Source organism: Pseudoalteromonas sp. NCCP-2140, from assembly GCF_023708065.1.
Lineage (GTDB): Bacteria > Pseudomonadota > Gammaproteobacteria > Enterobacterales > Alteromonadaceae > Pseudoalteromonas.
Genome location: NZ_BRCZ01000004.1, coordinates 360,279 through 370,273 on the forward strand (window position 1 = coordinate 360,279; position 9,995 = coordinate 370,273).

8 protein-coding genes are annotated in these 9,995 nt (G+C 39.0%); 3 read left to right on the plus strand and 5 right to left on the minus strand.

Translation table 11 applies throughout. The features are described from left to right. Positions 1-14: 14 nt before the first annotated feature. Genes astD through NFU46_RS10755 form a run of 3 tightly spaced genes read right to left on the minus strand, consistent with a single transcriptional unit; the run spans position 15 to position 3,791 of the window. The gene (gene astD / locus NFU46_RS10745; RefSeq protein WP_251601746.1) at positions 15-1,487 is read right to left on the minus strand and encodes a succinylglutamate-semialdehyde dehydrogenase; all 1,473 of its coding nucleotides are present in this window, start codon (positions 1,485-1,487) and stop codon (positions 15-17) included. Positions 1,488-1,505: 18 nt separating this feature from the next. Continuing rightward, positions 1,506-2,540 (minus strand): arginine N-succinyltransferase, encoded by a 1,035-nt coding sequence (gene astA, locus NFU46_RS10750; protein ID WP_054562391.1) that lies wholly within the window; start codon positions 2,538-2,540, stop codon positions 1,506-1,508. A 45-nt stretch (positions 2,541-2,585) separates the two neighbouring features. After that, the gene (locus NFU46_RS10755) at positions 2,586-3,791 is read right to left on the minus strand and encodes an aspartate aminotransferase family protein (RefSeq protein ID WP_175080164.1); all 1,206 of its coding nucleotides are present in this window, start codon (positions 3,789-3,791) and stop codon (positions 2,586-2,588) included. A 204-nt stretch (positions 3,792-3,995) separates the two neighbouring features. Here NFU46_RS10755 and NFU46_RS10760 point away from each other — a divergent pair, with 204 nt between their 5' ends. After that, the gene (locus NFU46_RS10760; protein WP_054554593.1) at positions 3,996-4,424 is read left to right on the plus strand and encodes an Lrp/AsnC family transcriptional regulator; all 429 of its coding nucleotides are present in this window, start codon (positions 3,996-3,998) and stop codon (positions 4,422-4,424) included. Positions 4,425-4,495: 71 nt separating this feature from the next. Beyond that, positions 4,496-5,644 carry a cellulose-binding family II protein gene (locus NFU46_RS10765; protein ID WP_251601748.1) on the plus strand — a complete coding sequence of 383 codons (1,149 nt, stop codon included), beginning with the start codon at positions 4,496-4,498 and terminating at the stop codon, positions 5,642-5,644. Positions 5,645-5,653: 9 nt separating this feature from the next. Here the strand turns inward: NFU46_RS10765 and NFU46_RS10770 are convergent, their stop codons facing one another. Further along, positions 5,654-6,577, minus strand: coding sequence for a hypothetical protein (locus NFU46_RS10770; protein ID WP_251601750.1), 924 nt, complete (start codon positions 6,575-6,577; stop codon positions 5,654-5,656). A gap of 39 nt (positions 6,578-6,616) precedes the next feature. Continuing rightward, positions 6,617-8,542, minus strand: a complete 1,926-nt coding sequence (locus tag NFU46_RS10775) for a bifunctional diguanylate cyclase/phosphodiesterase (RefSeq protein ID WP_251601752.1) — start codon at positions 8,540-8,542, stop codon at positions 6,617-6,619. A gap of 1,152 nt (positions 8,543-9,694) precedes the next feature. Between NFU46_RS10775 and NFU46_RS10780 the strand changes: the two genes are divergently transcribed. Further along, the gene (locus NFU46_RS10780) at positions 9,695-9,994 is read left to right on the plus strand and encodes an isoamylase early set domain-containing protein (RefSeq protein ID WP_175080160.1); all 300 of its coding nucleotides are present in this window, start codon (positions 9,695-9,697) and stop codon (positions 9,992-9,994) included. Position 9,995: the final 1 nt, after the last annotated feature.

Consider the following 9,995-nt stretch of genomic DNA (forward strand, 5'->3'; position numbering starts at 1 on the left):
AGGCCGCCAAACAATTATTCAATAATTAAGCCCGGCGCAAGGGTCTGTGGTAAGTTAACTTTTTCGGCTTCAACAGAAGCAACAGGGTAAGCACAGTAGTCAGCAGCGTAATAGGCACTTGCTCTGTGGTTACCACTGGCACCAATACCACCAAATGGTGCAGCGCTTGATGCGCCAGTAATTGGTCGGTTCCAGTTAACGATACCGGCACGAATACGTTTTAAGAAATGCTGGTAGTCATCGCTATCATCACTTAATAAACCAGCAGATAAACCAAATGAGGTGTTATTTGCTTCATTAATCGCGCTATCGAAATCTGTGTAGCGATAAACCTTGATAAGAGGACCAAAGTGCTCTTCATCAGGCATATCTTTAACAGCCGTTACATCAATAATACCAGGGCTTACAAAACCAGTACCTGGTTCAAGGTGCTTAAGTTCGACAAGAGAGGTTGCTCCCATATCAAGTAACTGCTGCTGAGCTGCAACCATACCTAAAGCCGCTTTTTCGCTGATCATTGCACCCATGAACGGTTGATCTTCGCTGAAGCTGTCGGCTACTTTAATATTTTTTGTTGAAGCAATTAATTTTTCTAAAATTGCATCGCCATTTGCCGAGTTCTCAATGAATAAACGACGAGAACAGGTACAACGTTGGCCAGAAGTAATGAAACCAGACTGGATAATGTCGTGAACAGCCGCACTTACATCTGCGACATCTTTTACGATCAGTGGGTTATTACCACCCATCTCCAGCGCTAAGATTTTACCTGGGTGACCTGCAAATTGCTTATGCAATAGGTGACCTGTATTTGAGCTACCCGTAAAGAATAAGCCATCAATATCTTGGTGAGATGCAAGAGCAATACCTGTGTCTACTTCACCTTGAACAAGGTTGATGACACCGGCTGGTAAGCCTGCTTTTAGCCAAAGTTTTAAGGTGAACTCAGCAACATGAGGCGTTAGTTCTGATGGCTTAAATACAACTGTATTACCCGCTAAAATAGCTGGCACAATATGGCCATTTGGTAAGTGACCCGGGAAGTTGTATGGGCCAAACACCGCAACAACACCATGTGGCTTATGACGAATAAACGCTTTAGCGCCAGGCATTGGGTTTTCTGTGGTCCCAGTACGTTCGTTATAGGCTCTGATTGAAATGGCGATTTTACCCGTCATTGCACCTACTTCAGTACGTGTTTCCCAAAGCGGTTTACCTGTTTCACGGGCGATGATCGTTGCAAACTCTTCGCTGTGCTCTTTAAGCTCTGCAGCAAAGTTTTCAAGAATAACGATACGCTCTTCAAGAGTCATATCAGCCCAGCCCAGCTGCGCACTACGAGCTGCTTTTATTGCATCAGCGACTTGTTCAGCCGTGGCTGTTTTACCTTGCCAAACAACCTCGCCATTACTTGGGTTGATTGAACTAAAATCATGACCAAGGCCAGCTTGCCATTGGTTATCGATAAGTTGAGTTGTGAAACTCATTTTAAACTCCTTAAGTGGTTACAAACGGAAGAACCGTGCTGCATCCCCTTGTTTTAATTTAAGTGCATCTGCCACTTCTTGGCTGATGATTAAGGTGTGCTTGGCGTGGTTATAATGAGCATGTTTGGTAAATGTGGCTCTAAAGTCATTCACACCATGGTTGCAGATAGCTAATGTATCTGAGCTTTGCTCATTGATATGCGCAAGCTCACCAATCGTGATAGGGCACACTTGTGACTCACGAACACTACGAATATTGCCAAGCTTGGCTTCAACAGTTGGCCCTGCATCGAATAGGTCAACATAACCACGGTGCTCAAACCCTTCTTTTTCTAGAAGTTTTAGCGCAGGCTTGGTTTTTTCATGAACCTTACCAATCACAGCTTGTGCTTTTTTGCTCAGTAAGTTGGCATAGATAGGGTACTTAGGCATTAACTCGCTGATAAAAACTTTATCGCCTAAACCCACTAAGTGATCAGCTTGCGGGAACTCAATGCTAAAAAAGTGTTCTTGTAACCACTGCCAAAAAGGTGAATGACCGTCTTCATCACTTACACCGCGCATTTCTGCAATAATGGTGTCAGCAAAACGTTCGCTGTGCTGGGCCATAAATAAAAAGCGAGAACGTGATAAAAAGCGACCCGTTAAGCCTTTGCGGTTTTGCTCACGTAAGAACAAGGTACAAATTTCAGAGCAACCCGTATAGTCATTACACATACTCAGAATATCAACCGTGTTATATACGTTGAGAGTAGGTGAATGGTGAACAGTTTTACCTTGGTGGTAATGATACAAAGGAACCGACATTCCTACAGCAGCTTCGATAGCCGTTGTGCCGATAACGTCACCCGTTTCACTGTCTTCTAATACAAATAAATAGGTTTCGTCTTGTGGTTTATTAATATCTTTTGCAAAACTGCGTTCAGCGCGTTCAATTTTTTCTTGTAGTAAATTGTCGTCAACCGGTAAAGAGGTAAAACCATGACCAGATTCAACAGCAATTTGTTTTAACGCAGCAAAATCATTTGCTGTTATAGGACGTAATACTTGCATTAAGTGCACTCCAATGGCGCATGCTAAAGCATGCGCCAACTAGGATTAACCGTTTACAACGTCTGCAACCGCTTTTTCAAAGCGAGCTAAACCTTCTTTGATATCCTCTAATGGAATCACTAAAGATGGCGTAAAGCGCACAACGTTTGTACCAGCAACAAGGCTCATTAAACCGTGTTTAGTGCTTGCTACTAGGAAGTCACGTGCACGGCCTTCGAATTTGCTGTTAAGAACCGCACCTAATAATAGACCTTTACCACGTACTTCACTAAATACGTCGTATTTTTCGTTGATTGCTGCAAAGCCATCGCGTAAAAGTTGTTCACGCTCTTTAACACCAGCAAGTACTTCTTCGCTATTCACAGTATCAAAAGCCGCTTCTGCTACAGCACATGCAAGTGGGTTACCACCGTAAGTTGAACCATGTGTGCCTACTTTTAAATGCTCTGCAATGCTAGTTGTTGTGATCATCGCACCAATTGGGAAACCACCGCCTAACGCTTTTGCTGTAGTTAGGATGTCTGGCGTTACATCTAAACCTTGGTATGCGTATAAATCACCTGTACGGCCAACGCCTGTTTGTACTTCATCAAAAATAAGTAAAGCATTGTGTTTATCACATAATGCGCGAACACCTTTGATAAAATCGCTCGTTGGCGAAATGATGCCGCCTTCACCTTGTAGTGGCTCCATCATCACGGCACATGTGTTGTCGCTGATAAGCGCTTCAAACGCAGCTAAATCGTTATAATCACAGTGATCTACAGCAGCAGGCTTAGGGCCGAAACCATCTGAGTAAGCAGCTTGACCACCTACGGTAACAGTGAAGAATGTACGACCGTGGAAACCTTTGTTAAACGCGATGATTTGGTTCTTTTGCTCGCCGTGTACATCTAATGCCCAACGACGCGCTAATTTTAATGCCGCTTCGTTAGCTTCTGCACCTGAGTTTGCAAAATACACTTTATCTGCAAATGTAGCGTCAGTTAACTTTTTAGCTAAGCGAAGTGCAGGCTCGTTAGTCATTACGTTTGATAAGTGCCAAATTTTTTCGCCTTGCTCTTTTAGGGCATTGACAAGCGCTGGGTGACAATGGCCTAAACAATTAACGGCAATACCACCTGCAAAATCGATAAATTCTTTACCGTTTTGATCCCACACACGTGAGCCTTCTCCGCGAACAGGAATCACCTCTGATGGGTTGTAGTTTGGTACCATTACGTCGTTAAAAAGTTCTCTTGTTACTTGCATTTGTTGCACCTAAATCTGGCTTAGTATGAAAAAAGTTAAATTGCAAAAAATAGGTCAGTTAAGCCGTTCCTGCCTAATTAAGCACGATTAGATTATTTTTCTTATCTATTTTTCTTATTATCTGGGTTAGGGACTTAAATTTGCAGTGCTATTTTGTGAAAAATGACTAAAATAAAAAGCAAATTAACGAAAAGAGTAGTCAAAGTGATAACTTCACAAGATGAAAAACTATTAGCTATCTTAAGAACCAACGCGCGTGCGAGTATTTCTGACCTAGCGAGAGCGCTTAATTTATCGCGCTCAACTGTTCAAAGCAGAATGTTGAAATTAGAAGAAACAGGTGTGATCAAAGGCTACAGCGTAGACTATGGTGACGCCTATTTGAGCCAAATGGTATCGGCCCACGTTTCGATTAAAGTGAAACAAAAACTGACCACCAAAACGAACCTTGAACTAAAGCAGATTGATGCTATTTCACAGCTCTACGCAATTAGTGGTGAATTTGATTTGATTGCTGTTGTGCAAGCACAAAACCTTGAAAAGCTGAGCCACTTATTAGATGACATTGGTAATTTAGATGGCGTAGAGCGAACAACGTCGTCGGTGATTTTAGAAACGAAGTTTAAGCGTTAACCCTTAATCAGGTAAAACCGCTTCTTTTGTCTATAATAACTGTTACTCGTTAGTTATTTAGGCTTGTATTGATGCTTGCTTCATTATTGCTGTCACTCACTGTAGCTCAGCCTTTTCAGTTAGGTACTAACTTACCAATTAACGCACCACACAACGCAATTACGCATGTTGAATGTATTTTCAAGCAAATTAATGTGCCATTTCACTTGCAGAATTTACCTTGGTTAAGGGCTAAAAGGGAAGTGCAGCTAAATCGGCTCGATGGTTACTTTACCGCAAACCTGTTATCACAAATGCAAGAGTATGGTGAGCTTTCTGCCCCGATGTTTTTAGAAAACTGGTACTGGTTTACTCATGCAGATTCAGCTTCAATAGCTGAACACGAGCTTCGTTATGGCGTCGTAAGAGGGAGTCATCAGGCCGATTGGTATCAATTAACAAATCGGAAAATTGAAGTCGAAGTTAACACCACGCAAGAGCTTATAAAAGTATTTAAAAAGCAACGGGTAGATAGAATCTTGCTTGATTTAGAAGAGTTTGAGTTCAATGCTGTGCAGTTACAGATAAAGCCAGATGAATACACGCAAACATTCTATCGTTATGTGCCTTTGGGTTTATTTGCAGCAAATAAAACACTCGAGGAGTTTCCTGACTTTTTAAATGCCTTTAACAGTCACATAAGTAGTTGCTCACAAAGCCCCTTTGTATTGTCAAAAATTGAAAAACTTACTTTAGTGCAAGGACTTTTAGAAAAAATACAGCAATTAGCGAATTCAGAACAGGTGCAGCAAGCAGTAATTAAAAGTAATCAGCAACCACTCGCGCAGCAAGATCTAGAACAGCTTGATCATCAGTGGGCACAACAAGTCCGTGACAATACATCTATACTGGCAGAGCGCTACTTAAAACTTGAAGGTTCACAATTCTTACAAGTATGGCAAAAGCAGATGCAAGGTGTGATTACAGAAATAATCGTCAGCGATAAACAAGGTAAAAATGTCATTATTAGTGAAGTCACAACTGACTATTGGCAGGGTGATGAAGCCAAATTTTTAAATATGTACCAGCAAGATGATGACTATTACATTGATACAGTGGAATTTGATGAATCGACTAAACACTTTCAGGTGCAGTTTAGCGTGCCCATATTCGATAAGGAGAATCAGCACATGGGAGTGCTGATTTTAGGTGTAGATGTCGAAAAAGCGCTCTCTAAATAATGCGCTGGCTTATTGATTGGTTTTTGGCGCTTTGCGAATGACTTTCTTTTCGACTTCATCGAGCTTTATCACATAGGCATTACCGCCAATGCCTTTAAACTCTTCGTCTGTAAAAACAATTGTGTTGTCATCGTAAAAAGTGATTGCTTCTTTTTGCGTAACAATGCCTAAGTCAATGCGCGATACATCACCGGAAAAAAACTTATCACCTTGATAATTTTCAAATAACCAAATGCTGGTTGAATCTAGTAGAACTAACTTGGTTCTATCAGGGCTCAGAGCTGCAGATGTGATCCAACAAAGTTTTTCCATTGTGGTGCAAGTTTGAAACGAATCTATTAATTGTGCATCAAAGTTAGCCGCATGATCGCCAACTTTATACACTTTTGTAATACCATCAAATGGCTCAGTGCGATTTTTAGTAAATAAGTAGAGGTGTCGGCCAAGGGCTACAAAGGCTTCTAAATCAAAATTACGTTGATCAGGTTGAATTGGGCTGCCATCCATTTCAGGATAAGTGAACTTGATTATTTCTGCTTCTGTGGTGTCACTTTTGATGTCGATAGGGTTCTCTATTTTATAAATGGTTAACCATTTTCTATCGTTTTTATTATTGCCAAAATCCCCTAAGAAGAAGTGACCAAATTTGTTTTGTGTCATGTCTTCCCAGTCAATATTTTTAGCATTGGTAACTAAAATTTCTTTCGCTATAGAGCCATCTTCATTAAGGCGATAGAGCTTAGGTAGGTCGCCACTGTCATTAATAGCCCAAAGTCGATTGAACTTATCAAATTCAATACCGGAGATTTCTCTAAGTTTTGGGTCCACAGTTAAGCGTTTTTTGCTGTAAAGGGTATAAATAGAAGAGCCTACCAGTATTCCAATAATGGTGACTGACAAGATAAAAACCGTAAGTAAGCTTTTTTTTAACATTAACAATGAAGTGGCTTTGGATAATGTGATTATTATAACTTACTTAAGCGGTTGCTGTATATTCCAAACCCCTGTTCCAGTGACAGACATAAAGTTGATATTATCTTGCAACACTTTATGGCCAACATTAACTGAAGACTCAGGGTGACTGACCAAATAGCCTTGGATACAATTAATACCCATTGATTTTACTAATTCAAATTGGGCTACCTCTTCAACTCCTTCGGCCACTACTTTCAGACCAAGTTTACTGCCAAGCTCGCTGATTGAATGCATGATTTCATTGTATTTAAGGTTGTCGTTAGCTTGTGAAACAAATAGTTTATCAAGTTTAATGACATCAATAGGTAAGTCTGCAAGAGTACTTAATGAGCTGAAGCCTGTGCCAAAATCGTCAATCGCAATGGTTATACCTTCTCTCCTAAGTTTTTCTAATGATTGAATAATTTTATTACTGGCCTTAATTAAGGTTGATTCGGTTATTTCCAGCATTAATGCTTTTGCAGGCAGCCCTGTTTTGGCAAGTTTCTCCATGACCCACTCATAAATATCGTAATGCTTTAATTGCACGCCAGATATATTCACAGAAATAGCGACTTTTTTCATTCCGGCATTGTACCAAGCCGACATCTGTCTACATGACTCAAGCATAATCCAATCACCGAGCTCTAGTATTAAGTTTGATTCTTCGGCAATGGGTATAAATTCGTCAGGCGTAATTGAGCCTTCAACTGGGTGATCCCAGCGAACTAACGCTTCAAAATAATCAATGGCACAATCGTCGACGTGTACAATCGGTTGAAAAGACATGTGAAAATTACTGCTAGCAATGGCAAGACGCATTTCCTCTAGCAAGTAATGATAGCGTCGAATCTTTATGCCCATTTCAGGAGAATAGACTTTAAAAATGCCACGACCATCTGTTTTGGCGCGGTACATGGCAACGTCAGCCATTTGCAGTAATGCTTGCGGGGTGGAAGCGCTATCTGGGTACACAGCGATACCAATGCTGGCACTAATTTTAATTAATTTATTTCCTAATACAAAGTCACGTTCAATTTCTTGTAATACATTTTGCGCAACTTCTAATGCTTTGTTTCTATCATCTTTTAAGTTAATGAATATTGAAAATTCATCACCTCCAAGACGTGCTAAGTTTTGTTCTAACTGGCTTATTGGAGATAAATTACTAATTTTATGATGGCGTAAAACATTGCTTAAACGCGTCGCTACTTGGATTAATACATCATCACCAAAACTGTGTCCAAATGAATCATTAACTTGTTTAAAGCCATCTAAATCAATAAATAGTAATGCGCAGCTAAACTGCTCCACTTCTGCAAGCCGCAGCTGTTTAGCTAGATGCTCGATATACGCATGGCGGTCGATTAAATGCGTCAACTTATCCAGATAAATACTGACTTCAGATTCACGAGTGTAATTAGTAATGTATGTATTCAGGGATTGAAAATTTGTCTGTAATTGTTCAAGTTGGCTATGCTTTTTAGGAGTTATACCAGCTGCTATATTTAGACTAGTGAGTAACTCTATAGCTTGACTATTGAGTACTTTGAGAGTGTATTTTTCCTGACTATTTTGAAATCTTAAATTTACTAGCCAGCTGACAGCTAATGCAAGTAATAACAGCATGATAATGTTAACAGGCGCTAGTAACGTGAGTAATACAAGATCTGAAGCGCTGGCTGTTATCACAGAGTCGGCAGTTGTTTGAATCACAATGTAAGCGGTATCGTCACTGTAAATTAAGTGCTGGCCGCTTAAAACAATATTATACCAAGGAGCAGCAACAACATTTACTTGCTCTTGTGCAAAGCTAAACATTTCAATGCCTTTAGGGGCGTATACCAAATCATTGACCTGTTTAGTCAAAAAGATATTTAAGCCATATATAAAAGCTATTAACGTTATAATACTTATAGATAAAATTCGAAGAGCATTGGCCATAAATTACTACCGTTATGGTGTTATTGTTTTACCATAAAACCTCACCAGTGAATGAAGTTAGTATATTGCGTGTGACTGAGATAGACAAAGCCTTTCTCATACTTTGGGGTTTGGATGATAACGGAATGTGAAAATTCATAGTGTTTAGCGTTAGCTTTGTAGGTAAATGTATTTATATTGAAAAAAACGATTACTACTTTTATGTTGTTTTATTGCTTTTTCCTAAGTAATAATTTAGAAAGTTAATCAAACAAACGATAGCTAGCTTTAGTTGATTTAATAAGTTAAATCCACATTTTGATTTTTGGTTAGAAAGCTAACCCTTTGCTTTTTCTTTATTAATTAGATGTTTGTAATTATATTTTATGTTTTTCGCTATTATTCTTTGAGAGTAGTGGATCTGCGCCTTTTTAAAGAGAAAAGCTCTTTTTTCATAAATGTTACTGTAAGACAAATTTGCTATCACACAGCTAAAAAGTAGCGCTTCCCTTGTTTTGTTGGCTGGGGTTTTTATTTATATTTACGCTATTATACTTATTGTTTTTATATTTGTATTGGGATAGTTTTTAAAAGCGTTAATTGGAGTTTTAATTGACGGTTGGTTTAAAGGTTAAATTGCTTTTAGTTTGTATGTGAGAGTTAATAATCACTAAGAATTGAAAGGTGTTTTATCTGGCTTTTAGTTCTATACAAAAAGAATAAAGGTATTATTTTTTGTAGATTATTGGCAATGTGTTATTTGGAAAATAAAGTAGTGTCTCTTTTAGTGTGTTTACTCTAATTTATCACTTCAATTTTATTCACTTTACCCAACCTAAATTGTTATCTACTTTTTATAAGTTGCGATGATAGCTGATAAAAAAGGTACTGAAAATAAAGTATATTTTATTATCAACTTGGTTCAGTTATTGCTCGTAATAATACAGCAATATGATTGTTGTAGGTTTTGTTTGTTTTTTGCACTTTATTGGTGCGAAAAACAAACAATTGCACTGTCATAATGCGTAAATATAGGTTTGATTTACTAGATACGAACTTGGTGTTTAGTAAACAAGTTTTGATACCTGGAACGCACAGCTTCCGCTTAATGAGTCGTTGAATGCGGTACTGTGGCAAGGATTAATTTACCAATTGGTTGAATTGGAGCCCACTATGTTAAGTAAACGTTTTTTTAAAACTAAAGACGAAACCGAAGTTACCTTTGAATTCCAACACCCTGACGCTGATGAAGTGCAATTAGTTGCTGAGTTTACAGATTGGCAGCCAGTGCCTATGAAGTTTAATAAGAAAGAACAAGTGTTCAAATGCAAACAGCGCTTACCGCTTGATCAAGAATTCCACTTCCGTTACTTAATCAATGGCGAAACATGGGATAACGACCACCAAGCTGATGGTTATATTCCTAATGGTTTTGGTACTGATAACAGCATTGTTAATACCCAACGCGCTTAGG

Coding starts and splice junctions, on each gene's coding strand:
- astD (WP_251601746.1), bottom strand. CDS start 1,487: ATGAGTTTCACAACTCAACTTATCGATAACCAATGGCAAGCTGGCCTT.
- astA (WP_054562391.1), bottom strand. CDS start 2,540: ATGCAAGTATTACGTCCTATAACAGCAAATGATTTTGCTGCGTTAAAA.
- NFU46_RS10755 (WP_175080164.1), bottom strand. CDS start 3,791: ATGCAAGTAACAAGAGAACTTTTTAACGACGTAATGGTACCAAACTAC.
- NFU46_RS10765 (WP_251601748.1), top strand. CDS start 4,496: ATGCTTGCTTCATTATTGCTGTCACTCACTGTAGCTCAGCCTTTTCAG.
- NFU46_RS10770 (WP_251601750.1), bottom strand. CDS start 6,577: ATGTTAAAAAAAAGCTTACTTACGGTTTTTATCTTGTCAGTCACCATT.
- NFU46_RS10775 (WP_251601752.1), bottom strand. CDS start 8,542: ATGGCCAATGCTCTTCGAATTTTATCTATAAGTATTATAACGTTAATA.
- NFU46_RS10780 (WP_175080160.1), top strand. CDS start 9,695: ATGTTAAGTAAACGTTTTTTTAAAACTAAAGACGAAACCGAAGTTACC.